General features: G+C 68.4%; 23 protein-coding genes. 8 read left to right on the top strand and 15 right to left on the bottom strand.

All coding sequences use genetic code 11. The features are described from left to right. Positions 1 to 76 precede the first annotated feature (76 nt). From ACTDI4_RS03690 to ACTDI4_RS03725, 8 genes are all read right to left on the bottom strand, one after another. Positions 77 to 697: a 2,3-bisphosphoglycerate-dependent phosphoglycerate mutase gene (locus ACTDI4_RS03690; RefSeq protein ID WP_442839867.1), complete on the bottom strand. Its 621-nt coding sequence runs from the start codon at positions 695 to 697 to the stop codon at positions 77 to 79. A 29-nt stretch (positions 698 to 726) separates the two neighbouring features. Continuing rightward, on the bottom strand, positions 727 to 1,551 hold the full coding sequence (gene dapB, locus ACTDI4_RS03695; protein WP_442839868.1) for a 4-hydroxy-tetrahydrodipicolinate reductase: 825 nt from the start codon (positions 1,549 to 1,551) through the stop codon (positions 727 to 729). Further along, entirely contained in the window at positions 1,548 to 3,458 is a 1,911-nt protein-coding gene (locus ACTDI4_RS03700) for an ABC transporter ATP-binding protein (protein WP_442839869.1), read from the bottom strand. Before ACTDI4_RS03700 ends, dapB begins: the two co-directional genes overlap by 4 nt. 66 nt (positions 3,459 to 3,524) lie before the next feature. Beyond that, positions 3,525 to 4,544: a glucokinase gene (locus tag ACTDI4_RS03705; protein ID WP_442839870.1), complete on the bottom strand. Its 1,020-nt coding sequence runs from the start codon at positions 4,542 to 4,544 to the stop codon at positions 3,525 to 3,527. A gap of 83 nt (positions 4,545 to 4,627) precedes the next feature. Beyond that, a complete protein-coding gene (mepA, locus tag ACTDI4_RS03710; protein WP_442839871.1) occupies positions 4,628 to 5,698 on the bottom strand; it encodes a penicillin-insensitive murein endopeptidase in 1,071 nt (356 codons plus the stop codon). A 61-nt stretch (positions 5,699 to 5,759) separates the two neighbouring features. Then, positions 5,760 to 6,665 (bottom strand): SDR family oxidoreductase, encoded by a 906-nt coding sequence (locus ACTDI4_RS03715; protein ID WP_442839872.1) that lies wholly within the window; start codon positions 6,663 to 6,665, stop codon positions 5,760 to 5,762. Beyond that, positions 6,662 to 7,819 (bottom strand): tRNA epoxyqueuosine(34) reductase QueG, encoded by a 1,158-nt coding sequence (queG, locus tag ACTDI4_RS03720; protein ID WP_442839873.1) that lies wholly within the window; start codon positions 7,817 to 7,819, stop codon positions 6,662 to 6,664. Before queG ends, ACTDI4_RS03715 begins: the two co-directional genes overlap by 4 nt. After that, entirely contained in the window at positions 7,800 to 8,492 is a 693-nt protein-coding gene (locus ACTDI4_RS03725) for a glutathione S-transferase family protein (RefSeq protein ID WP_442839874.1), read from the bottom strand. The genes queG and ACTDI4_RS03725 overlap by 20 nt, the downstream gene beginning before the upstream one ends. A 136-nt stretch (positions 8,493 to 8,628) precedes the next feature. Here ACTDI4_RS03725 and ACTDI4_RS03730 point away from each other — a divergent pair, with 136 nt between their 5' ends. Continuing rightward, a complete protein-coding gene (locus ACTDI4_RS03730; protein WP_442839875.1) occupies positions 8,629 to 9,567 on the top strand; it encodes an undecaprenyl-diphosphate phosphatase in 939 nt (312 codons plus the stop codon). Positions 9,568 to 9,595: 28 nt separating this feature from the next. Here the strand turns inward: ACTDI4_RS03730 and ACTDI4_RS03735 are convergent, their stop codons facing one another. After that, the gene (locus ACTDI4_RS03735; RefSeq protein ID WP_442839876.1) at positions 9,596 to 10,570 is read right to left on the bottom strand and encodes a complex I NDUFA9 subunit family protein; all 975 of its coding nucleotides are present in this window, start codon (positions 10,568 to 10,570) and stop codon (positions 9,596 to 9,598) included. A 223-nt stretch (positions 10,571 to 10,793) separates the two neighbouring features. Here ACTDI4_RS03735 and ACTDI4_RS03740 point away from each other — a divergent pair, with 223 nt between their 5' ends. Then, positions 10,794 to 11,384, top strand: a complete 591-nt coding sequence (locus tag ACTDI4_RS03740; protein ID WP_442839877.1) for a histidine phosphatase family protein — start codon at positions 10,794 to 10,796, stop codon at positions 11,382 to 11,384. A 9-nt stretch (positions 11,385 to 11,393) separates the two neighbouring features. Here ACTDI4_RS03740 and ACTDI4_RS03745 read toward each other — a convergent pair whose 3' ends face one another. From ACTDI4_RS03745 to ACTDI4_RS03765, 5 genes are all read right to left on the bottom strand, one after another. Next, complete coding sequence (locus tag ACTDI4_RS03745) at positions 11,394 to 12,401, bottom strand: Ldh family oxidoreductase (protein ID WP_442839878.1); 1,008 nt, start codon at positions 12,399 to 12,401, stop codon at positions 11,394 to 11,396. Positions 12,402 to 12,455: 54 nt separating this feature from the next. Beyond that, positions 12,456 to 13,265: an ABC transporter permease gene (locus ACTDI4_RS03750; protein ID WP_442839879.1), complete on the bottom strand. Its 810-nt coding sequence runs from the start codon at positions 13,263 to 13,265 to the stop codon at positions 12,456 to 12,458. Next, positions 13,265 to 13,999 carry an ABC transporter permease gene (locus ACTDI4_RS03755; protein ID WP_442843256.1) on the bottom strand — a complete coding sequence of 245 codons (735 nt, stop codon included), beginning with the start codon at positions 13,997 to 13,999 and terminating at the stop codon, positions 13,265 to 13,267. Before ACTDI4_RS03755 ends, ACTDI4_RS03750 begins: the two co-directional genes overlap by 1 nt. A 157-nt stretch (positions 14,000 to 14,156) precedes the next feature. Beyond that, complete coding sequence (locus ACTDI4_RS03760) at positions 14,157 to 14,954, bottom strand: transporter substrate-binding domain-containing protein (RefSeq protein WP_442839880.1); 798 nt, start codon at positions 14,952 to 14,954, stop codon at positions 14,157 to 14,159. A gap of 72 nt (positions 14,955 to 15,026) precedes the next feature. Then, positions 15,027 to 15,836 carry an ABC transporter ATP-binding protein gene (locus ACTDI4_RS03765; RefSeq protein WP_442839881.1) on the bottom strand — a complete coding sequence of 270 codons (810 nt, stop codon included), beginning with the start codon at positions 15,834 to 15,836 and terminating at the stop codon, positions 15,027 to 15,029. A gap of 302 nt (positions 15,837 to 16,138) precedes the next feature. On the opposite strand from ACTDI4_RS03765, the gene ACTDI4_RS03770 reads away from it, so the two are divergent. Together ACTDI4_RS03770 and ACTDI4_RS03775 are read left to right on the top strand one after the other, a co-directional pair. Then, positions 16,139 to 17,719, top strand: coding sequence for a 5-guanidino-2-oxopentanoate decarboxylase (locus ACTDI4_RS03770; protein WP_442839882.1), 1,581 nt, complete (start codon positions 16,139 to 16,141; stop codon positions 17,717 to 17,719). A gap of 58 nt (positions 17,720 to 17,777) precedes the next feature. After that, positions 17,778 to 18,485 (top strand): SDR family NAD(P)-dependent oxidoreductase, encoded by a 708-nt coding sequence (locus ACTDI4_RS03775; protein ID WP_442839883.1) that lies wholly within the window; start codon positions 17,778 to 17,780, stop codon positions 18,483 to 18,485. A gap of 3 nt (positions 18,486 to 18,488) precedes the next feature. Here the strand turns inward: ACTDI4_RS03775 and pdxR are convergent, their stop codons facing one another. Further along, positions 18,489 to 19,970, bottom strand: a complete 1,482-nt coding sequence (pdxR, locus tag ACTDI4_RS03780) for a MocR-like pyridoxine biosynthesis transcription factor PdxR (RefSeq protein ID WP_442839884.1) — start codon at positions 19,968 to 19,970, stop codon at positions 18,489 to 18,491. Positions 19,971 to 20,134: 164 nt separating this feature from the next. Between pdxR and tauA the strand changes: the two genes are divergently transcribed. The 4 genes from tauA (at position 20,135) to ACTDI4_RS03800 (ending at position 23,452) form a co-directional block, all read left to right on the top strand. Next, a complete protein-coding gene (tauA, locus tag ACTDI4_RS03785) occupies positions 20,135 to 21,166 on the top strand; it encodes a taurine ABC transporter substrate-binding protein (RefSeq protein ID WP_442839885.1) in 1,032 nt (343 codons plus the stop codon). Between the two features lie 111 nt (positions 21,167 to 21,277). Further along, positions 21,278 to 22,090 carry a taurine ABC transporter ATP-binding protein gene (locus ACTDI4_RS03790; protein ID WP_442839886.1) on the top strand — a complete coding sequence of 271 codons (813 nt, stop codon included), beginning with the start codon at positions 21,278 to 21,280 and terminating at the stop codon, positions 22,088 to 22,090. Then, positions 22,083 to 22,910, top strand: coding sequence for an ABC transporter permease subunit (locus tag ACTDI4_RS03795; RefSeq protein WP_442839887.1), 828 nt, complete (start codon positions 22,083 to 22,085; stop codon positions 22,908 to 22,910). The genes ACTDI4_RS03790 and ACTDI4_RS03795 overlap by 8 nt, the downstream gene beginning before the upstream one ends. Before the next feature lie 146 nt (positions 22,911 to 23,056). Continuing rightward, positions 23,057 to 23,452 carry a nuclear transport factor 2 family protein gene (locus ACTDI4_RS03800; RefSeq protein ID WP_442839888.1) on the top strand — a complete coding sequence of 132 codons (396 nt, stop codon included), beginning with the start codon at positions 23,057 to 23,059 and terminating at the stop codon, positions 23,450 to 23,452. The last annotated feature ends 1 nt before the right edge of the window (position 23,453 follow it).

Consider the following 23,453-nt stretch of genomic DNA (forward strand, 5'->3'; position numbering starts at 1 on the left):
CCGTGTCAACGCGCTTTTTTCATTTGCGCACCGCGACTTGCCGGCCGGCGCCCCCGCATGGGCGTCCGCGCGGCCGTCAGCCGGCCAGGACCTCCTTCGAAGCCACCGTGGAATCGGCGTTGAGCGTGTAGACGATCGGCACGCCGGTGCCGAGTTCCAGCTTCACCACCTCCTCCTTCGACAGCCCGTCCAGCGCCATGATGAGCGCGCGCAGGGAATTGCCGTGGGCCGCCACCAGCACCGTGCCGCCGCCCAGCACGCGCGGCTGCATGTCGTGCAGATAATAGGGCCACACGCGAGCGCCGGTGTCCCTCAGGCTCTCGCCGCCGGGAGGCGCGATGTCGTAGGAGCGGCGCCAGACATGCACCTGGTCCTCGCCCCATTTCCTGCGCGCATCGTCCTTGTCCAGGCCGGAGAGGTCGCCGTAGTCGCGCTCGTTCAGCGCCTGGTTGCGGATCGTCTCCAGCCCGCTCTGGCCGACGATGTCGAGAATGTGCCGGCAGGTCTTCTGGGCGCGCTGCAGGTCCGAGGTGAAGGCGACGTCGAACTTCAGCCCACGCGCCTTCAGCTTTTCGCCGGCGGCCCTGGCCTCGGCGTGTCCTTGCTCGGTCAGGTCCACGTCGCGCCAGCCGGTGAACAGGTTCTTCAGGTTCCATTCGCTCTGGCCGTGGCGCACGAGCACGAGGGTCCGCGTCATTTCTTCTCCTTCAGCTTTTCCGGCAAGGCTCAGGCCAGCCCGAGCACGTCCCGCATCGAATAGAGGCCGGGTTTCCTGTCCCTGGCCCACAGCGCCGCCTTCACCGCGCCGCGCGCGAATATGGCGCGGTCCTCGGCCTGGTGGGTCAGCGTGATTCGCTCGCCAGTGCCGGCCAGCATCACCGAATGCTCGCCCACCACGGAGCCGCCCCGCAGCGTGGCGAAGCCGATCGAGCCCGCCCGGCGCACGCCGGTGTGGCCGTCGCGCACGCGCACGTCGTTGCCGGAAAGCGCGATGCCGCGCCCGACGGCGGCGGCCTCGCCCAGCAGCAGCGCCGTGCCGGAAGGCGCGTCCACCTTGTGGCGGTGGTGCATTTCCAGGATCTCGATGTCGAAGTCGTCAGGCCCCAGCGCACGCGCCGCCTGCTCCGCCAGCACGGCCAGCAGATTGACGCCGAGGCTCATATTGCCCGATTTCACGATGGTGGCGTGGCGGGCGGCCGCGGCGATCCTGGCGTCGTCCCCGGCGGTGCAGCCGGTGGTGCCGACGACATGGACGATGCGCGCCTGCGCGGCATAGCCGGCGAATTCCACGCTTGCCGCCGGCGTGGTGAAGTCGAGCACGCCGTCGGCCTTGGCGAAGGCCGGCAGCGGGTCGTCGCCGATCGCCACTCCGATATGGCCGATGCCGGCAAGCTCGCCGGCGTCCTTGCCGATATGCGCGGAGCCGGCCCTTTCGATGGCGCCGGCCACGCGCGCGCCGGGCATGGCGGCCACGGCGCGGATCAGCGCCTGTCCCATGCGGCCGGCAACGCCGACCACCACCAGCCCCATCTCCGATCCAGCTTCGCTCATGCGCTTCTCCCGGCCGTCTTCCTCGGCTTGCCGCCGTCGGTATCTATTCCCTCGGCGGCGCCGTCGTCCACCAGGCCGAGGCCGTTGCCGCCCTGCATGCGGTGGAAGCGGGCATAGACGCCGCGCGGCTTGGCCATCAGTTCGGCATGCGTGCCTTCCTCGACCAGGCGCCCCGCGTCCAGCACCACGATGTGATCGGCATTGACCACCGTCGACAGGCGGTGGGCGATGACGATGGTGGTGCGCTCGCGCATCACCTCGGCCAGCGCCTCCTGCACGCGTGCCTCCGATTCGGTGTCCAGCGCCGAGGTCGCCTCGTCCAGGAGCAGGATCGGCGCTCGGCGCACGATGGCGCGGGCGATCGACAGGCGCTGGCGCTGCCCGCCCGAAAGGGTGACGCCGTTCTCGCCCACCGGCGTGTCGTAGCCTTGCGGCTGGTGGCGGATGAAGCCGTCCGCCTGCGCCAGCTGCGCCGCGGTCTCGATCTCCTCGTCGCCGGCGTCCGGTCGCCCGTAGCGGATATTGTCGCGGATGCTGCCCTCGAACAGATAGGGCTGTTGCGAGACATAGGCGATGCCGCGGCGCAGCGAACGCTTCGTCACCTCGGCTATGTCCTGGCCGTCCACCTCGATCGTGCCGGAATCGAGGTCGTGAAAATGCTGGAGCAGCGCCACCAGCGTGGTCTTGCCGGCGCCGGAGGCGCCGACGATCGCCGTGGTCTTGCCGGCGGCGGCCGTGAAGGAGAGGTCGCGCAGCACGGGCGCGTCCGGCGCGTAGCCGAAGGAGACGTTGCGGAAGCGCACCTCGCCCTGCGTGATGCGGGCCTCATGCGCTCCCGGCGCGTCGCCCTGCGGCTTGAGGTCGAGAAGCTCGTAGATCATGCGCGCGTTGACCAGCGCCCGCTCGACGAAGACCTGCGTGCGCGCAAGCCGCCGCGCCGGGTCGTAGGCCAGCAGCAGCGCGGTGATGAAGGACAGCACGTCGCCCGGAGGATGGTTGTCGACGGCCGCCCGGTAGCTGGCATAGCCGATGACGCCGGCCACGGCGAAGCCGGCCAGCATCTCCGAAAGCGGCGTCAGCCGCTCGGACACGCGCGCGATCTTGTTGTAGCGCGACTCCGCCCGGTCGACCAGTTCGCCGATCTTGGCCGTGAGCTGGTCCTCCATGGTGAAGGCCTTCACCACGGAGATGCCCTGCACCGCCTCCTGCATGGCGCCGATGAGGGAGGAGTTGATCTCGACCGATTCGCGCGTCACGCGGCGCACCCGGCGCATGATGTAGCTGACCGCCCACACCAGCGGCGGGCCGATGACGAGCACGCTGAGCGCCAGGAAGGGCTGCTGCCAGACCATCACGCCGATCAGGCCCACAAGCGTCACCAGGTCGCCGATCACCGACTTCAGGGTCATGCCGAGCAGGTCGCGTATGCCGGCGACGTTCTCGTTGATGCGGGCGGCGAGCCGGCCCGAGCGGGTCTCGTTGTAGAAGCCGATGCCCAGCCGCATCAGGTGGCTGAAGACGCGCTTCTGGTAGCGGGCCACCACGCTGTTGCCGATTTTCGACAGGGTGACGGCCTGGCCATAGTTGGCCAGGCCGCGCACGAGGAAAATGAGGATCACGCCGCCGCAGATCAGCGGCGCGCGGTCGTAGCGCTGCTCGACGAAGATGTCGTCCACCAGCGGCTTCATGATCCAGGCCGCGAGCCCGGTCGTGGCCGCGACGGCGACGAGGCACACCGACGCCAGCGCGTAGAGCCCGACATAGTCGCGGCCGTTCTCGGCCAGGATGCGCTTGATGACGGCGATGACCTCGCCGGGCGCTGGCCGTCTTTTAGGGTCGCTGGAAGTCACGTCTCGGGTCCGCTCGGCACGTTGTGCGCAGGCGCCTGCCGCGCCCGGCTTCCTCATATAGGCATAGGCCGCGCTTGCCTATGGCCAAAGCGCCGGGGCGGTCCGGATTCGCGGCCTGGCGGCTCAGGCCTGCCAGCGGCGGCCTTTGGTGGAAACGCCGAACAGCCAGGGCGCGCGGGCATAGGCGGCCAGCCCGGCAAGGGCCGCGAGCGGATGGGTGATGACATAGACCGGCATTGCGCGCAGCAATTCGCGGTGCGGGGCCTTGTCCTCGAAGGCCTCGCGGAAATTGCCGGCCTTTAGCGCCGGCACGATCTTCTGCACGATGCCGCCGGTGAGGAACACGCCGCCGCGGCTCATGAACACCAGCGCCAGGTCGCCCGCGGTGCGGCCGAGGCAGGTGACGAACGTCGACAGCGCCTCCTTCGCCACCGGATCGCTGTCGGCCAGCGCCGCGGCGGTGATCTCGGCCGGCCTGGTGAAGGGGGCGGGTTTGCCGTCGGCCGCCGCCACGGCGCGGTAGGTGTTGACCAGCCCGCGCCCGCACAGGATCTGCTCGCCCGAGACGCGGCCCTCGATCGTCTCGATATGCGGGAAAACCTGATAGTCGCGCGGCGTGCGGGGGCCGATGTCCATGTGCCCGCCCTCGCCGGGCACGGGAATCCACCGATCGAGCACATGGATCAGCCCGGCGACGCCGAGCCCGGTACCGGGACCGAGCACCACGCGTCCGGTATGCGGCTCGGGCGTGCCGCCGCCGATCTTTTCCATGTGCTCCTCGCCCAGCGCCACCACGGCAAGCGCCTGCGCCTCGAAGTCGTTGAGCACCACCACGTCGCTCAGCCCCAGGCCTGCCAGCATGCATTTCGGCTTGACCACCCAGGGGCAGTTGGTGAGCGGGATCTCGTCGCCATCGACGGGCCCCGCGACGGCCAGCACGGCCGATGCGGGCTGCACCGAGGAACGGTCGAGCACGGCCACGCGGATCGCGTCGTCTATGGTGGCGAAGTCGGCGGTCTGCACGATCTGCGGCTCGCCCGCCTCGGAATGCGCGTCGAGCACGACCGAGAAGCGCGCATTGGTGCCGCCGATGTCGCCGATCAGAATCGGAAAGCGCAGCTCCGTCTGGTCCTCGCCTGGCATTCGCATTCCCCGTTCGCGCTCGGATCGGTTGAGCCTATAGCCAAGCGAACGCCAGCGCAAAAGAGGCGCGGGGCAGTTAAACGTCAATTTCCCGGCCGCGGGCGCGGCAGCGGCACGCCGATGGCGGGCGTGGGCGCAAAGGCGCTGGCGGTGACGGGGATGGCAGGCGCCTCGCCGCCGATCGTCGTGGGCGGCGCGGCGGGCGCGGCGGCCACGGCGCTACCGCCGCGATAGGTGGCGGCTTCCATGGAGGGCGGGTTGGGCGCGGCCAGCACCGCCCTGCATTCCTTCGGCAGGCTCGCCATGGTCATCAGGTCGCGCGCCTTGGGGGCGTCGGGGTTCTTGTTCGGCCGCCAGGGCTCGGCGGTAAACCACCAGGCCAGCGACTTGTCGCAGCCCTCGCCAGTCGGAACCGCAGCCTGCTTCTTGCAGTCGGGCGAGCCGGGCTGGCAGCCGATGCGGATGTGGAAATGCGCGTCGTGGCCCCAGAAGGGCCGGATCTTGCGCAGCCACGAGCGGTCGCCGACGACGGTGTCGCACAGCCGCTTCTTGATGCCCGGATGCACCAATATGCGCTCGACCTGGCTGTAGCTCGCCGCGCGCTTCAGCAGCAGCGTGTGGGCGGGCGTCCAGCGCCTGTCGTCGACCGTCAGCGAGTTCGGCTTCAGCATCGACACGAACGGCACCTTCTCGCGCTCGGCCAGCGAATAGGGCTGCGGCGGCATGGGCCTGAACCAGATGTCGGCGTCGAGCCCGATCTGGTGCGAGGCATGGCCGTCGCGCATCGGCCCGCCGCGCGGCTGCGAGATGTCGCCGATCAGCAGGCCCGGCCAGCCGTCGGCCACCGCGTCGCGCGAGAACTGCTCCAGCAGCGCAATCAGCGCCGGATGTCCCCAGTTGCGGTTGCGTGAGGGGCGCATGACCTCCCAGGTCGGGCCGGTCATCGGAATGGCGACGCCGCCCGCGAAGCAGCCCTTCGAATAGAAGCCGATCGACTGCGGCACCGTTGCCGCCGGCAACTGCTCGGCGCCGAACAGGTTCTTGGCCAGTTGCTCGGCCCCCGCCGGGCCGGGCCCGGCAAGGGTGGCCGCGACCGCCAGCCCGGCCAGCAGGCGCGCGGAGATGGCGCACAGGGATCGTTTCAGCATCTTCATGGAATTCGCACCTCTGCCTGCGACAGTGCCCCGCCATGCTTACCCGTTCGTTAACGCCGGCCTACGGGCGTTTCATCGGGCTGCGCGCCGCGCCCTCGGTCCAGTCGCCGGCAGCCCACATGTGGTCCAGCGCGGCGCGGTAGTCGGCAAAGCGCAGGCGATAGCCTGCGCGCCTGAGGGCCGTGTTGGCGACTCGCTTGTTCTCGCCATAGAATGACCGTGCCATGGGCGAAAGTTGGGCGGTCTCGAAATCCGTCTCCGGCGGCGGCGCGACGCCCATGAGCGAGGCCGCGTAGGCCACCACGTCCTGCGGCGGCGCGGGCGTGTCGTCGGTGACGTTGAAGATGCCGCCCAGCCGCCGCTCGGCCAGATGCCGCAGCGCACCGGCGATGTCGTCGCGGTGGATGCGGTTGAACACCTGCCCGGGCTTGACCAGCCGCCGCGCCGTGCCGTTTTCGAGGTTGACGAAGGCGTTGCGGCCCGGCCCGTAGATGCCCGAAAGCCGCAAGATCGCCACTGGCAGGCCCGTCTCTTGGGCCAGCGCCTGCCACGCCCGCTCGGCCTCCAGCCGCAGCTTCGAGCGGCGCGATACCGGACGGCCCTCGCCCGTCTCGTCGACCCAGCCGCCGCCGCGGTCGCCATAGACGCCGACGGTGGAGAGATAGCCGATCCACGCCAGCCCCGGCATTTTCGACCCGATCGCATCGCGCGCCGCCCTCAGCACGGGATCGCCGGCTTCCTCCGGTGCTATGGAGACGACCAGATGCGTCGTTTCGGCAAGGGCCGCCTCGATCCGAGGCGTCAGCGCGCCATCGAAGACCAGGGGCGAGATCCCGGCTGCGCGCAGTGCCTCGAATTTTTGCTCCGTGCGCGTCGTGCCGGCGAAGGCGCCGAAATCCCTGTTGGCGTGCGCGAAGGCCCTGGCCGAATAGCCGGCGCCGAAGATGAAGGTTCCTGTCCCGGTCACGCGTGCGTCTCCATCTCGTCGGCCAATGCCGCGCGCCACTCGGCGCGCACGTCCTCGTCGGTCTCCGCTGCAAGCGACGCTCGGGCGGCAGCGCGAACCTCTTCCAAGGCCAGGCGCGACAGCGCCCACACCGCGGCGCCCCGCACCAGCGGCGACGGATCGGCAAGCAGCATCCGCACTTGCGGCACGAGGCAGATGTCGTCGGAATTGCCTGCCGCCACCAGCACGTTGCGGATGAAACGGTCGCGGCCGATGCGCTTCACCGGCGAGCCGGAGAAGAAGGCGCGGAAGGCGGGATCGTCCAGCGCCAGCAGGTCGGTCAGCTTCGGCGCGCGCAGGTCCTCGCGCGCGGCGAGCTTTGCTTCCGAGGCGGCCTGCGCGAACTTGTTCCACGGGCAGGCGGCCAGGCAATCGTCGCAGCCATAGATGCGGTTGCCGATCGCGGCGCGGAATTCGCGCGGGATCGGGCCCTTGTTCTCGATGGTGAGGTAGGAGATGCAGCGCCGCGCATCGAGCTTGTAGGGCGCGGGAAAGGCCTTCGTCGGGCAGGCGTCGAGGCAGGCGCGGCAGGAGCCGCAACGGTCGGTCTCGGGGGCGTCCGGTTCAAGCTCGGCCGTGGTGAAGATGGAGCCCAGGAACAGCCAGGAGCCGTGCGCGCGGCTGACCAGGTTGGTGTGCTTGCCCTGCCAGCCGATGCCGGCGGCGGCGGCCAGCGGCTTTTCCATGACGGGCGCCGTATCCACGAACACCTTGACGTCGCCGCCGGCGCGGGAGGCCAGCTTGCCCGCGATCTCCTTCAGCCGCCCCTTCATCACCTCGTGATAGTCGCGGTTGCGGGCATAGACCGACACCGCGCCGCGGTCCCGGCGCGACAGCAGCGGGCGGGGATCCTCGTCCGGGCCGTAGTTCATGGCCAGCACGATGATGGAGCGCACCTGGGGCCACAGAACGGAGGGATCGGCGCGGCGCTGCAGTGTCTCGGCGATCCAGTCCATCGAGCCGTGGAAGCCGGCGGCGACGAATTCGGCGAGCCGCGCCGGCGCCTGGGGAATGGCATCGGGCCGGGTGACGGCGACGGCGTCGAAGCCGGCGGCCGCTGCCTCCCGGTCGATCAGCGCGCGAAGCTTGGCGCTGTCAGAAGTCGAGGTCCGCATAATGCGACACCGGCGAAATGCCGCGCACCCGGTCGGCCAGCAGAGGCCGGAACGAGGGGCGCGACTTGACCCTTGTGTACCATTCGCGCGCGGCGGGATATTCGTCCCAGTTGATCTCGCCCAGATAGTCGAGCACCGAAAGCGCGGCCGCTGCGGCGAGGTCGGCATAGGTCGGGCGGGTGCCGGCCAGCCAGTGGCGGGTGCCGGCCAGCCAGTTTGTGTATTTCATATGCTGGCGGATATTGGCCCGGGCGGCGCGGATGGCGGCCGAATCGGGCGAGCCGCCGCCGGCCTCGGGCGGCATCTGCGGCTTCAGCACGCGCTCGCGCACCAGATGGCGGGTCACCTCGCTCTCGGCCTTGGCCAGGTACCAGTCCATCAGCCGGCGGATTTCGGCGCGCTCCATCGGCCCTTCCACGAACAGCCGACGCTCGCGCTTCAGCACGCCGCGCGTCTCGTCCAGATATTCGGCTATCACGGTGGCGCCGACGATCGGCACGTCGCCCTCCGCCAGCAGGATGGGCAGCGTGCCCGCGGGGTTGAGCGCCAGGAACTCCTTGCGCCGCGTCCACGGCTTCTCCTCGACCAGCGCCAACTCCTCGCCGTACTCGCCGAAAGCGAGACGCACGAACCGGCAGGAGGCGAACATCGGATGATGGAAAAGCGTCAGCATGGTTCCGTGATGACAAAAGCGTCTGGCGAATCGCCGGCCGCGCCGATAAATCTTGGCGGCCCGGACAAGCGGGCCGTCGGGTGCTGCGAGCTATAGGGTCACTTGCGCGCCATGACAAGCAAGCGCTGGAGACCGCATGGAAACGCACACGATCGTCGAGGCGCTGCTGCTCGGCCTGCTGGAAGGATTGACCGAGTTCATTCCCGTCTCGTCCACAGGCCATATCCTGCTCGCCGGCCACTTCCTCGGCTTCGAATCCACCGGCAAGGTGTTCGAGGTGCTGATCCAGCTCGGCGCCATCCTTGCCATCCTCACCGTCTATTCGGGCAAGATCTTCGCCTTCCTGCGGCGGCCCGACGCGATCAAGCTGCTGGGCGAGACGATCGTCGGCGTGCTGGCCTCCATCGTCTGGCTGGGCGGCTGCGCCTGGGAGGTGGTGACTGCGACGCTCAGACGCCGCCGCCCCAACCTTTTCCTGGCGCCGGACCTGCCGAAGGACCGTTCGGTGCGTCTGATGGTCGGGGTGGTGCTGGCCTTCCTGCCGGCGGCGGTGATCGGCGTCATCGCGCATGATTTCATCAAGACAGTGCTGTTCGAGACGCCGAAGCTGATCTGCATCATGCTGATCCTCGGCGGTATCGTGCTCTTGTGGATCGACCGGCTGGACCTCAAGCCCCGCCACCACGACGCCTCGGAGCTGCCGCTGTCGACCTGCCTCAAGATCGGCCTGTTCCAGTGCCTGGCGATGATCCCCGGCACCTCGCGCTCGGGCGCCACCATCGTCGGCTCCATGCTGATGGGGGTGGACAAGCGCGCGGCGGCCGAATTCTCCTTCTTCCTGGCGGTGCCGACCATGCTGGGCGCGTTCACGCTCGACCTGTTCAAGAACCGGCACATCCTTTCGGCCGCCGATTTCCCGGTCATCGCCATCGGCTTCGTCGCCGCTTTCGTCGTGGCGGTCATCGTGGTGCGCAGCCTGCTCGGCTACGTCTCGCGGCATGGCTACGCACTGTTCGGCTGGTGGCGGCTGGTCGTCGGGGGGCTCGGTCTGGCCGCCCTCTTCGTCTGGGGCTGAGCCGCCCCGCTGTCGCGGGGCCGGGGCGTCAGGCCGCCGGCTTGCGCTGGAACTGGCCGGCGGCGCGGAAGCGCCACAGATAGCTGGGCAGGATCGTACCCACAGACTGCGCCTGGATGCCGAGGCCCTGCAAGGTGCGGCCTTCCCGTGCCGCAGTCTCCGAGACGATGTTGTGCTGCCGCAACTGGGTGACCTGGTCGCGGGTGAGCATCGGGTTTGGCAACAGGCCGAGGAACGATGCCTGGAGATCGGCCAGCCACCACGGCACCGGCACCAGCAGGCGCTTGCGGTCGATCACCTTGAGCAGCTCTTCCATGCATTCCCTGAAGGTCAGCACTTCCGGTCCGCCCAGCTCGTAGATACGGCCGCGCTCGATGACGTTGTCCACGGAGCTGGCGACGGCCTCGGCCACGTCGGCCACGTAGACCGGCTGGAACTTGGTCGCGCCGCCGCCGATCAGCGGCAGCGCCGGGGAATAGCGCGCCATGTTGGCGAAGCGGTTGAAGAAGCCGTCCTCGGGGCCGAAATTGATCGACGGCCGGAAAACCACCGCGTCCTTCACCGTCTCCAGAACCGCCTTTTCGCCCCGCGCCTTGGTGCGGGCGTAAGCGGAAGCCGAATTGAGGTCGGCGCCCAGCGCCGAAACATGGGTGAGGCCGGCGCCGATATTGCGCGCGGCCTCGGCCACGGCGCGTGCGCCGAAATCATGCACCGCCGAGAAGCGCTGCCGGCCGCTCTCGTGCAATATGCCGACGAGGTTGACGACATGGTCGGCGCCCTGCACCGCATTGTCCACCGACCAGCGCACGCGCAGGTTGGCCTGCACCGGCTGGATCTGGCCGACATTGCCGAGCGGCTGGAGGTGGCCGGCCAGGTCCGGCCTGCGGCAGGCGGCGCGGATGCGGTAGCCGCGCTGGGCGAGCGCCCGCACCACGTGCCGGCCCAGGAAGCCTGAGCCGCCGAAAACGACGACGAGCTTGGGAGTCTGCAATATCTCGGTCATGGCTGGCTCCGGCACTTTTCCAGACGCGGCTGGGGCTTGGCTGAAGCCGTTTCATAGTCGGTTTCGCGGCAAAGGCAAAGGGTCCCGCGACGGGCCGGACGCATCGTCGCATCGGCGCCAGCAGAGAAGGCTTGTCATCGTCGCCGCCGGCTGGAACGCTGACGCCCCTGCCGTCGTTTTGCGGTATGCGGGCAAGGACCATGGCGGAAGTTGGGAGGACAGGATGGGCAGCGCTTTTCCCGAAATTCATCTGGTGCGGCATGGCGAGACCGAATGGAGCGCCACCGGCCGGCACACCGGCCGCACCGACATCGCCCTGACGGCGGCGGGCGAGGCGGCCGCGCGCCGGCTCCAGACGCGCCTGCAGGGCTTGCGGGTCGCGGCGGTCTGGTCAAGCCCCTCCCAGCGTGCGCGCCAAACCTGCGCGCTTGCCGGCTTCGGGGCCGGAAGCGTCGTCGATCCGGACCTGGCGGAATGGGACTACGGCGCCTATGAGGGACTGACCACGGAGCAGATCCTGGCCCGGCGCCCCGGCTGGCGACTTTTCCGCGACGGCTGTCCCGACGGCGAAAGCGTGGCGGAAATCGGCCTGCGCGCCGACCGCGTCGTGGCGCGGTTGCGGGAGCTCGGCCGCAACGCTCTGCTGTTTTCCAGTTCGCATTTCCTGCGCGTGCTTGCCGCCCGCTGGCTGGGGCTGCCGCCGCAGGCCGGCGCGCTGCTGGCGCTCGACACCGCGAGCCAAAGCATTCTGGGTTACGAGCACGATCCGGACGAGCCGATCATCCGCCGCTGGAACCTCGTGCAGCCGGGCTGATGGCGGCCTCTATGAGGCCGGCGGGCGTCGCGCGGCGAAGTCGGAAATTCGTTTCACGACCTCCGTCGGTACGTCCACTCCCGCTGCGGACGCGCGTGCCGCGGCTTGCGCCTTGCCGGCGCCAGGCATGTAGACGCCGTATTGCGTACCCAGCCGATCCATCTGCGCGCGCATGCGCTGCTCGAACCGCGCGTCGAGCAGTTTCGGCTCCAGCGCCAGCACGAACAGCCCGGTGCCGGGGTTTTCCGCTCCCGCCATGAAGGACGGCGCATCCAGGGACCAGTTGGCGCCGGTGAGGCCCGCCGCCAGCACCTCCACCATCAGCGCGATGTTGGCGCCGCGTTCACCGCCGAAGGCCAGCAATGCGCCCTTCATAGCCGACGCCGGGTCGGTCGTGGGGTTCCCGGCGGCGTCCACCGCCCAGCCCGGCGGGATGGTCTGGCCCTTGGCCGCCGCCTTGCGGATGTTGACGAAGGCGGTGGCGCTGGAAGCCTGGTCGATGAGCAGGGGCGGGCCGTCGGCGGCCGGCGCCGCGAAGGAGAGCGGGTTGGTGCAGTAGACCGGCCTGGTGCCGCCGGAACCGGCCAGCAGCGCCGGGCCGTTGGTGGCGGCCAGCGCCACCAGACCCTGGGCGGCGAGACGGCCGGTGAAATAGCCGAGTTCGCCGCAGGTATAGGCGTTCTTCTGGGAGAACACCGCCACGCCGAACAGCTTCGCCGCCTTGACGAGGTCTTCGAAGATGCGGGCGAAGCCGGTATGCGCCGCGCCCTTTCGCGCGTCCGAAAGGAACATGGCCAGCGCCGGCCGCGAGATCGCGGGCTCCGCCTTGCCGTCGAGGCGGCCGGCATCCATGGCCTCCAGATAGTCGATGAAATGCGACAGCCCGACCGACGAACGGCCTTCGGCCTCCGCCGTCACCGACGCGTCCGCCAGCGCGTCGGCCGCCGCTTCGCTCGCGCCCGCGCCGATCGCGGCCGCGCGGCACAGCACCTTCGCCTGATCGAGGCTCAATTGCATGATCGGGCCCTTTCGCCGTTTTCAGTTCTTCCCCGTCCGGCTTCGGCCTGCGGATCAGCCAAGCCGCGTCGGTATGCGCGCTTCCAGCCGGCGGAAGAGAAAGACGATGACGCCGGTGATGGCCATATAGACCAGCGCCAGCAGCAGCAAGGGCTCGTAGGTGACGAAGGTCTCCTGGCGCACGCGCGAGGCCACCGCATAGACGTCGATCATAGTGATGGTGGCCACCAGCGGCGTTGCCTTGAGCTGCAGCACGGTCTCGCCCGCCAGCGTCGGCAGGGCGCGGTGCAGCGCCTGCTTCAGCCAGATGCGGCGGAAGGCAGTCCAGCGGCTCATGCCGAAGGCGCGGGCGGCTTCGAGCTGGCCGCGCGGCACGCCGGCGAAGGCGCCGCGCATCACTTCGCCCTCGTAGCCGGCATAGGACAGAGTGAGCGCCAGCACCCCATAGGGCCAGGCTTGCCGCAGGTACGGCCACAGGAACGATTCGCGTATCCAGGGAAATTGCGGAAACAGCGAGCCCAGCCCGTAGTAGAGCAGCCACAATTGCAGCAGCAGCGGCGTACCGCGGATGACCGTGCAGAAGGCTCGTGCCGGCACGGCCAGCCATGGCGGGCCGGCCGCCTGCGCCAGCCCCAGCGGGATCGCCAGCGAGATGCCGAGCGTGGCCGTCACCACCAGCAGCCAGACGGTGCGCCAGATGCCCTCCAGCGCCAGCGGCATATAGGCCGGCAACCAGTCCCAGCGCATGAAGCGGATCGCCGCCAGCACGATGACCACGGCGGCAAGCATCAGGATGACCCGGTGCGGCTGGAGCCAGAGCGAGGCTTTCGCCGCGCGGCGCAGCGCGGTTGCTTCCGGCGTCATCAGCGCGTCTCCGCGATCGACGGCTGGCCGCGTCGCGCCCAGCGCTCGACGCGGCCGATGATGGCGTTGGAAAACAGGGTCAGCGTCAGGTAGAGGATGCCCGCAGCGACGAAGAAGGTGAAATAGGCCTTGGTGGCGCTGGCCGCCAGCCGCGTCGTCTGGGTCAGCTCGTTGAAGCCGACGATGGCCAGAAGGGCGGTGTCCTTGGTGGCGATAAGCCACAGATTGGCCAGACCCGGGATGGCGAAGGGCAGCATGGCCGGCAGCGTTATGCGGCGCAGCATCAGGCCCGGCGACATGCCGTAGGCGCGCGCCGCCTCGATCTGGCCTTGCGGAATGGCCAGGATCGCGCCGCGCAGCACCTCGGTGGAGTAGGCGCCCTGCACCACGCCGAGCACGCAGATGCCGGCCACCAGACCATTTATGTCCACCGGCGCGTAGCCGAGCAATCCGATCAGGCGGTTCACCAGGTCGGTTCCGGCGAAATAGAGGATGAGGATGAGCACAAGCTCCGGCACCGCGCGCACGATCGTGGTGTAGAGGCCGAACAGGTCGCGCGCCATGGGGCTGCCGTAGAGCTTGCCCCAGGCGCCGCAGATGCCGATCGCCAGGCCGAGCCCGAAGGCGCCGAGCGCGATCTCGAACGAGGCCATAAGCCCGCGCAGCAGATTGGCGCCCCAGCCCGGCGGCTGGAGCGAGAGCAGTTCGGCGACGCCGCCGGCCGCGGCGGTGATGAATGCGCTGGTCAGGGTCGGCCCCCGGGGTTCGCATGCGGCCCGGCCGCCTTGACGAGTGCGCGGGGCACCCGGCGCGGCAGCCCGGCCGAAAACACCGGCCCGAAAGGCGAAGCCCGTCTTCCGGTCCGATGTCCGGTCAAGGAGAAGGCTCGCCTCAGTTGGACTGCTCGTTGTCGCCGTAGACGTCGAAGTCGAAATACTTCTTGGTTATCTCGGCATATTTGCCGTCGGCACGGATTTCCTTGATCGCGGCGTTGATCTTGCCCGCCAGTTCGGTGTCGCCCTTGCGCACGCCGGCGCCGACGCCGGGGCCGAGCACCTCGAGGTCGGGCGCGACATAGCCCTTGAGGTCGCAGCACGCCTTGCCCTCGTCCGACTTCAGGAACTCGTCGAGGGCGATGCCGTCCGCCTGCGTGGCGTCGATGCGGCCGGCGGCCAGGTCCTGGTTGGCCTCGTCCTGGGTCTGGTATTCCTTGATCTCGGCCGCGCTGTCGCCGAAATGCTTCTTGGCATAGACCGCATGCACGGTGGACACCTGCACGCCCAGCACCTTGCCCTTCAGCCCTTCAGGGGTGGCGTCGAAGGTCTGGTCCTTGGCGCCGGCGACCGCGGTCGGCGTGTTGTAGTACTTGTCGGAGAAGTCGATTTCCTTCTGGCGTTCCGCGGTGATCGACATGGAATTCATGATGGCGTCGATCTTCTTGGTCTTCAGCGCCGGGATCAGGCCGTCCCACGGGATCGGCGTCAGCACGCAGTCGAGTTTCGCCGCTTCGCAAATGGCCATGGCGATCTCGACTTCCCATCCGCCCCACTTGCCGGAGGAATCCTGCGTGTAGAAGGGCGGGTAGGCCTCCGGCGAGAAGCCGACCTTGACGGTCTCGGCGCTCGCGGCATAGGCGCCCGCCAGCGCGATCACGGCCGCGGCCGCTGCGGTTTTCAGAAAAGTCTTCATTTTCGAGGTTCTCCCATTCTGGTTTTGCTTTTTCGCGGCGCCGGCTTGGCCGGCCTGCGTTGTTTCCCGCGCTTATCCCACGTTGCGCAGGAATTGCTTCAGCCGCTCCGATTTCGGCGCGCCGAAGAGCTGCTCCGGCGGGCCTTCTTCCTCGACCAGTCCGTTGCAGAGATAGATGACATGGGTGGCGACCTCGCGCGCGAACTTCATCTCGTGCGTGACCAGCACCATGGTGCGGCCCTCCCGGGCAAGGTCCCCGATCACCTTCAGCACCTCGCCGACAAGTTCGGGATCGAGCGCCGAGGTCGGCTCGTCGAACAGCATGACGCGCGGCTGGATGGCGAGCGCGCGCGCGATCGCGCCGCGCTGCTGCTGGCCCCCGGAAAGGAAGGCCGGATAGACGTCGCGCTTCTCGGCCAGCCCCACGCGGGCAAGCAGCGCCTCGGCCGTGGCGATCGCCTCTTCGCGCGCGACGCCCAGCACGTGGACAGGAACCTCGATGACGTTCTCCAGCAGCGTCATGTGGCTCCACAGGTTGAAGTTCTGGAACACCATGCCCAGCCCCGAGCGGATGCGCTCGATCTGCCTGCGGTCGGCCGGCACGGAATTGCCGTGGCTGTCGGCCTTCAGCCGGATCTCCTCGCCATTGACGCGGATGGTGCCGCTGGTCGGGTTTTCCAGGCAGTTGATGCAGCGCAGCAACGTCGACTTGCCCGACCCCGAGCCACCGATGATGGCGATCACCTCGCCGTCGCGCGCCGACAGCGATACGCCCTTCAGCACGTGCAGCTCGCCGAACTTCTTGTGCAGGTTCCCGATGTGGAGGGCTTCGGGTGCCGGCGTGGCCGCGTCGGCCTTGTGCGCAACTGCGGGAGCGGTCACGGCCGAACCGCTCCGCCGAGCGGCCGGTTTTGCGGCTGATGCGTTCCCCTGCCCGTCGTCATTACGCGTCCGTACCCTCCCGCACGCAGGATGGACCGTTCGGCTCGTTTCCGTCAACGGGGGATTTTTGCCCCCCTTGATCGTGCGCCGCAGCAATGCTTATTGAGGGGCAGGGTGCGGGAAGGGCCGTTCGCGCGGCCCGGGTCCTGACCAGGGAGGAACCATTTGGCCAAGGCACATGCAAAGGGGGCGGCCGCCGCGACATTGCGGCGGGCGGGCGCGTGCGGACAAAGGTGTTTCTCATGACGACGCTGGGCGAAGCGCTGATCGGCCTGCTCGAGGCGCATGGCGTCGACACCGTATTCGGCATTCCCGGTGTGCATACGGTGGAGCTCTACCGGGGGCTGGCGCGGTCCCGCATCCGCCACGTCACGCCCCGTCACGAGCAGGGCGCGGCCTTCATGGCCGACGGCTATGCGCGCGCCAGCGGCAGGCCGGGCGTCGCCTTCGTCATCACCGGGCCGGGGCTCACCAACGCCATCACCGCCATGGGGCAGGCGCGTGCGGATTCGGTGCCCATGCTGGTGATTTCCGGCGTCAACGCCCTGCCGACTCTGGGCAAGGGCCTCGGCTTCCTGCACGAACTGCCCGACCAGCGCGGCATGATGCAGACGGTGGCCATGTTCTCGCAGCGAATCGTCGAGCCCGCCGAATTGCCGGCCGCGCTCTCGCGCGCTTTCGCGCTGTTTTCCTCGGAGCGGCCGGGCCCGGTGCATATCGAGATACCCATCGACGTGATGGCCCTGCCAGCCGAAGGGCTGGCGCCGCTGGATAAAGGCCTCGCCCCGCCGCCGCCCGACCCCGGCGCCGTGGCCGAGGCGGCGCGGCTCGCCTCTGCAGCGCGCCGGCCGCTGATCCTGGCCGGCGGCGGCGCCAAGCGGACCGAAGCTGCGCTGCTGCGGCTGGCCGAGCGGCTCGGCGCGCCGGTCGTCCAGACCACGAATGCGCGCGGCCTCATGCATGGCCATGCACTGACCGTGCCGGCGAGCCCCAGTCTGCCCGCCGTGCGCGAACTGATGGCCGGGTCCGATCTGGTGATCGCGGCCGGCACCGAATTCGGCCCGACCGACTACGATATGTATGGCGACGACGGCTTCGTCGTGCCGCCTGCCCTGGTGCGCATCGACATCGACGCGGCCCAGCTTGCCCGTCACCCCGCCACCGTCTCCATCAAGGCGGACTGCGCGGCGGCGCTGGAGGCGCTGCTGGCGCGCCTGCCCGCCAACGCCGCGCCCGCGCCCGACGGCGCGGCGCGGGCCAGCACGGCGCGCGAGGCGGCCTTTGCCGGCCTCGATGCGGCCCTGCGCGAACAGATCAAGGTGGTGGAGACGATCCGCGATGCGCTGCCGGGCGCCATCATCGTCGGCGATTCCACCCAGCCGGTCTATGCCGCCAACCTCTTCTACGACCACGACCGGCCGGGCGGATGGTTCAACGCCGCCACCGGTTTCGGCGCGCTGGGCTACGGCCCGCCGGCGGCGATCGGCGCCGCACTCGCCGTGCCGGAGGCTCCGGTGGTGTGCCTGTCCGGCGACGGCGGTTTCCAGTTCACCCTGCCGGAGATCGGTGCCGCGCTCGAGGCGGGCGCCCCCGTCATCTTCGTGGTGTGGAACAATCGCGGCTATCGCGAGATCGAGACTTCGATGCGCGCCGTGGATGTCGAGCCGGTGGGCGTGTCGCCGGCGCCGCCCGATTTCGCCAAGCTGGCCGAAGCCTACGGCATCGCCGCCGAGCGGCTCGCCGGTCCGCAGGGCCTGGCCGATGCGCTGATCCGCGCCAGGGCGGCGGGAAAGCCGGTCCTCATCGAGATTTCTGTTGAGTGAACCCGCAAAAGGCGCAACCCTTGGGCAGGGTGAATTATCGGGACAGGAGTGGTCGCAGATGACGACTGCGCTGGAAGGAAGGCACGTTGTCGTCACCGGCGGCACGGGCGCTCTGGGCACGGTGGTGGTGGGACGTTTGCTGGAGGAGGGCGCGATCTGCCACGTGCCCAACAGCCACGCGGCCGCGCCGCCGCACTTCACCTTCACCGACCACGAGCGGGTGAAGCTGAAGCACAACGTCTATCTTTCGGATACCGAGGCGGTCAGCGCCTTCTACGGTGAGGTGCCCGAATTGTGGGCCTCCATCCATCTGGCGGGCGGCTTCGCCATGGCCCCGATGGAGAAGACCGAATCCGCCTCCTATGCCGAGATGATGGACACCAACGCGCGCACCACCTTCCTGTGCTGCCGCGCGGCAGTCCGCGCCATGCTGGTCTCCGAGACCGGCGGGCGCCTGGTCAACGTCTCCGCCCGGCCGGGGCTGGAGCCGCGCCGCGGCGCCGGCATGGTCGCCTACGCGGCCAGCAAGGCGGCGGTCGCGGCGATGACGGTTGCGCTCGCCGAGGAGTTGAAGGGCAACGGCATCCTGGTCAACGCGGTCGCGCCTTCCACGCTCGACACCGCCGCCAACCGCCAGGCCATGCCGGACGCCGATTTCACAAGGTGGATCAGCCTGGAGGCGGCGGCCGAGGCGATCATCTATCTCGCCTCGCCGGCCAATGTCGCCGTCAGCGGCGCGCTGGTGCCGCTCTACGGCAGGGCCTGACGATCAGCCGCCGGTGATGCGGGCGATGCGCGCCGCGGTGCGCGCGACGCCTTCGGCGATCCGCTCCGCCGGAATGGACGAATAGGCCATGCGGAAGTAGCGGCAGGGTCTGTCGTCATAGGCAAAGAAGGGAAAGCCGGATTCGATCAGCACGCCATCCTGGCGCAGTTCGTGCATAAGCGCCGTGGCGTCGAGCCCCTGGGGGCCTTCGATCCAGAAGGAGGAGCCGCCGAAATCCGCCGCGCCGGAGATCTTCAGCCCCTCCCTTTCGAGCGCGGCTGCCATCACCTCGTGGCGCTTCTGGTATTCGGTGCGCATGCGGTGGATGACGGCGTCGTAGTGGCCGAGCGCCAGGAAATAGGAGACGATGCGCTGCAGGTGCCCCGGCGGATGCCTGAGCATGAGGGCCCTGAGCGCGCGCGCTTCCCGGATCACCGGCGCCGGCGCCACCAGATAGCCCAGCCGCAGACCGGGGAAGAGCGATTTCGAGAAGCTGCCGACATAAAGCACCCGTCCGTCGCGGTCGAGCGACTTGAGCGCCGGCGAGGGCGGCTTCAGGAAGCTCATCTCGAATTCGTAGTCGTCCTCCACGATGACGAAATCCTGCTCCCCGGCATGGCGCAGCAATTCCAGCCGGCGCTGCATCGGCATGGTCGCCGCCGTCGGGGCGTGATGGCTGGGCGTGACGAAGACGGCGTCCGTCCTCGGCGGCAGCCGGCCCGGCGGCAGGCCGGCCTCGTCCACGTCGACGGCGGTGACCTGCGCGCCGCTGAGCAGCAGCGCCGCCGACAGGTCCGGATGGCAGGGGTTCTCGCACACGGCGCTTGAGCCCTTGTTCAGCAGAAGCTGGATGACCAGCCACAGGGCGTTCTGCGCCCCCACCGTCACCAGGATCTCGTCGGGACGCGCCTCGATGCCGCGGCCGGGCAGGGTGCGCGAGCAGATATAGTTGACGAGCTGCACGTCGTCCTCGGCCGAGAAGTCGCCAGCCATCAGCTCGAAATCCTCCCGGGCGAGCGCGCGGCGGGCGCAGTCGCGCCATGCCGAGAGGTCGAACAGGGTCGGGTCCATCTGGCCGTACAGGAAGGGGAACGGATAGGGCCGCCAGTCCAGCGGCTTCTTGATCGGCTTGGCGATGGAGAACCGGACCTTGATCTTGGCGCCCCAGTCCACCTTGTGGCCGCCGTCGTGCCGGTCGCCCGTCTCCAGGCCGGTGAGCGGCGGCCTGCCGGCCACCAGATAGGCGCTGCGCCCCTTCGCCTCCAGATAGCCCTGCGAGGCCAGTTCCTGGTAGGCCAGCGTCACCGTGATGCGCGAGATGTTGAGATAGTCCGCAAGCCTGCGCGTGGAGGGCAGGCGCGCACCCGGATAGAGCCTGCCCGAAAGGATGGCCGAGACGAGGGTTTCGCGGATCTGGCTCTGCAGGCTTTTCCGGTTTTCGCGGTCCACGAAGAATATGGTTTCCGGTACCGTCTGCTGGTCCAAGCGGCCTTGCTCCTTCAAACTGGACTCATTCAAGTTCCAGATTGGATATAAGGCAAGTTCCCGGGTTCTCCTATTCCTATCGGTGCCAGAATAACGACTGACCAAGGAAGTCATAGCTGGCCGCGGACAACACATCCGCGCAGTTTCCAATCGGGAGGAATTCGATGAGTTTCGTGAAGGCACTGAAAGGATTTACGTGCGCCGCTACCTTTGCGGCGTCGGTGCTCTATGCCGGGGCTGCGTTTGCGCAGACGACCGTGGTGGTCGGCTACCAGCAGATCGTCGGCCCCTTCGTCAGCGCCATCGCCGACGGGCGCTTCGACGCCGCTCTGAAGGAGGCCGGCTACACCGTCGACTGGCGCCAGTTCTCCTCCGGCGGCGACATCTCCACCGCGCTTGCTTCGGGCAACGTGCCGATCGGCGTGCTGGGCTCCACCGGCACCGCGGCCGCGGCCACCCGCGGCGTCGACCTGCAGCTCTTCTGGATTCTCGACAATATCGGCAGGTCCGAGGCATTGGTGGCCCGCAACGGCTCCGGCATCGAGAAGCCGGAGGACCTCAAGGGCAAGAAGGTCGGCGTGCCGTTCGTCTCCACCTCGCACTTCCATCTTCTGGTCGGGCTGGAGAAAGTGTGGAAGGTCGATCCGCGCGAGGTCGACATCCTCAACATGAAGCCGCCGCAGATCGTCGCCGCCTGGCAGCGCGGAGACATCGACGCCGCCTATGTGTGGCCGCCGGCCCTGTCCGAGATCCTGAAGAACGGCAAGGTCATCTCCGACTCCGAGGTCATCGGCAAGGAAAGCGTGCCCACCTTCGACGGCATCGTCGCCGACAAGAAGTTCGCCGCCGACAATCCGAAGTTCATGGAGGCCTTCACCAAGGTTCTGGCCCAGGCCTATGCCGACTACAAGGAAAAGGGCGCCGGCTGGACCGCAGACTCCGAAGAGGTCAAGGGCATCGTCAAGATGATCGGCGGCGAGCCGGCGGACGTGGTCGAAGCGCTGAAGCTGCTGGTCTTCCCGACCGTGCAGGAGCAGGCCTCCGACGCCTGGCTCGGCGGCGGCGACAAGGCCGGGGCGGTGCGCGCGCTGACGGAAAGTGCTAAATTCCTGGTGGAGCAGAAGCAGATCGACGCTGCGCTGCCGGATTATAGCGGCTTCGTAAACGCGGATTTCGCGACGGCGGCTGCCAAGTAGCGATCTGAAATGCCTGCCGGCGGCACCGCCGCCGGCAAATCCCCCTACGGGTCGACAGCGGCCCGTAACCCTGGAGCTTTGCCCAAAGGGCGGGACCCAAGAAGGCACGATATGGAAACTCTCAACGTCAGCAATGTGAACCTGACCTATCCAGGCCTGCATTCGCATGAAGCGGTCATCGCGCTGAAGGGCGTCAATCTGACGATCAACAGCGGCGACTTCGTGGTGGCGCTCGGCGCCTCCGGCTGCGGCAAGACCACGCTGCTCAACCTGATGGCGGGCTTCATGGCGCCGACCGCCGGCGAGATCACGCTGGGCGGGCGCCACATCTCCGGCCCGGGCGCCGATCGCGGCGTGGTGTTCCAGAAGCACGCGCTGCTGCCCTGGCTCAACGTCATCGACAACACCGAGTTCGGCCTGAAGCTGCAGGGCGTGCCGAAGGCCGAGCGCCGCGAGCGCGCCGTGCGCAACCTGGCGCTGGTCGGCTTGCAGGACTTCCACAAGCACATGATCTACCATCTCTCCGGCGGCATGCAGCAGCGCGTCGGCATCGCCCGGGCGCTGACCTGCGACCCGGCCATGCTGCTGATGGACGAGCCGATGGCCGCGCTCGACGCGCTCACCCGCGAGACCATCCAGGAACTGCTGCTGCGCGTGTGGGAGCACACCCACAAGATGTTCTTCTTCATCACGCACAGCGTGGAAGAGGCGTTGTTCATAGGGTCGAGGCTCATCGTGATGTCACCGCGCCCCGGCCGCATCACCCACACCTACGAACTCGATTTCAACCGGCGCTTCCTCGCCACGGGCGATGCGCGCGCGATCAAATCCAGTCCCGACTTCATCGAGATGCGGGAAACCATCCTGGGGATCATCTATGGCGACGAGCGAGCTGCAGGAAATCCGGAGCTGGTCGATGCTTGAGCGTATTGCAAAGGCGAAGTCCGCCAAGCCGGGCAAGATCTACGGCGCGCCGGGCGACGGCTACAGCGGCCACATCAGCCTTCTCACCGCGGTGGTGCTGATCGCGCTGTGGTTCCTCGTCACCGGCATGGGCTGGGTGAAGCCGCTGTTCCTGCCCTCTCCGTTTGCCGTCTACAACAAGTTCATCATCGCCATGACCGACGGCGTCGCCAACTCGACGCTGATCCAGCACACGCTGGCCAGTCTCGGCCGCGTCTTCGGCGCCTTCGCGCTGGCATGCCTGACCGCCATTCCGCTGGGCATCCTGATGGGCGTCAACCGCGTCGTGCGCGGCCTGCTCGATCCGATCATCGAGTTCTACCGGCCGCTGCCGCCGCTGGCCTACCTGCCGCTGGTCATCATCTGGCTCGGCATCGGCGAGTTTCCGAAGGTCTTCCTGATCTTCCTGGCGATCTTCGCGCCGATGGCCATCGCAGCGCGAGCCGGCGTGCGCTCGGTCTCCACCGAGCAGATCCATGCCGCCTACGCCATGGGCGCCACCCGCACCCAGGTCATCACCCAGGTCATCATGAAGGCGGCGCTGCCGGAAATCTTCACCGGCATGCGCATCGGCATCGGCGTCGGCTGGACCACGCTGGTCGCGGCCGAAATGGTCGCTGCCAGCCGCGGCCTCGGCTTCATGGTGCTGAACGCGGCCGAATACCTGGCCAGCGACACGGTCATCATGGGCATCATCGTCATCGGCGTGTTCGCCTTCGCCTTCGATCTCCTGATCCGCTACCTGGAGAAGGTGTTCATTCCCTGGAAGGGCCGCGTCTGATGAAACGGATAGCGCATACGGGGGCCTCGCCCCCGTCCTAGCGGAACGCCCGATCCAGCATCCTGCATTCTCGACGATCACAGCGGGCGCCGCACGCCCGAACCCTTGGCGCATGTCTGCGCCGACCTGAAAGGAAGGACACCGAAATGACCAAGCCGCAGCTTACCGCAACCGATCTCGGCGCGCTGTTCGACGCCTTCAACAGGCACGACATCGATGCGGTGATGGCCTTCTTCGCGCCGGACTGCGTGTTCAACGCCGTTGGCGGGCCGGATGCCTGCGGCACCCGCATCGTCGGCACCGAAGCGATTGCGACCGCCTTCTCCGGCGTGTGGGGCGCCATGAAGGACGCGCGCTGGGAGCACGGCGGCGACAGCCATTTCGTCCACGGCGACCGCGCGGTGTCCGAATGGACCTTCTCGGGCACCAACGCCGACGGCAGCCGCGTCGAGGCCGAGGGCTGCGACCTGTTCACCCTGCGCGACGGCAAGATCGTCAGGAAGCAGGCTTTCCGCAAGAACCGTCCCCTCATCAAGGCATGAC

Source organism: Mesorhizobium sp. PUT5, from assembly GCF_052216645.1.
Lineage (GTDB): Bacteria > Pseudomonadota > Alphaproteobacteria > Rhizobiales > Rhizobiaceae > Mesorhizobium.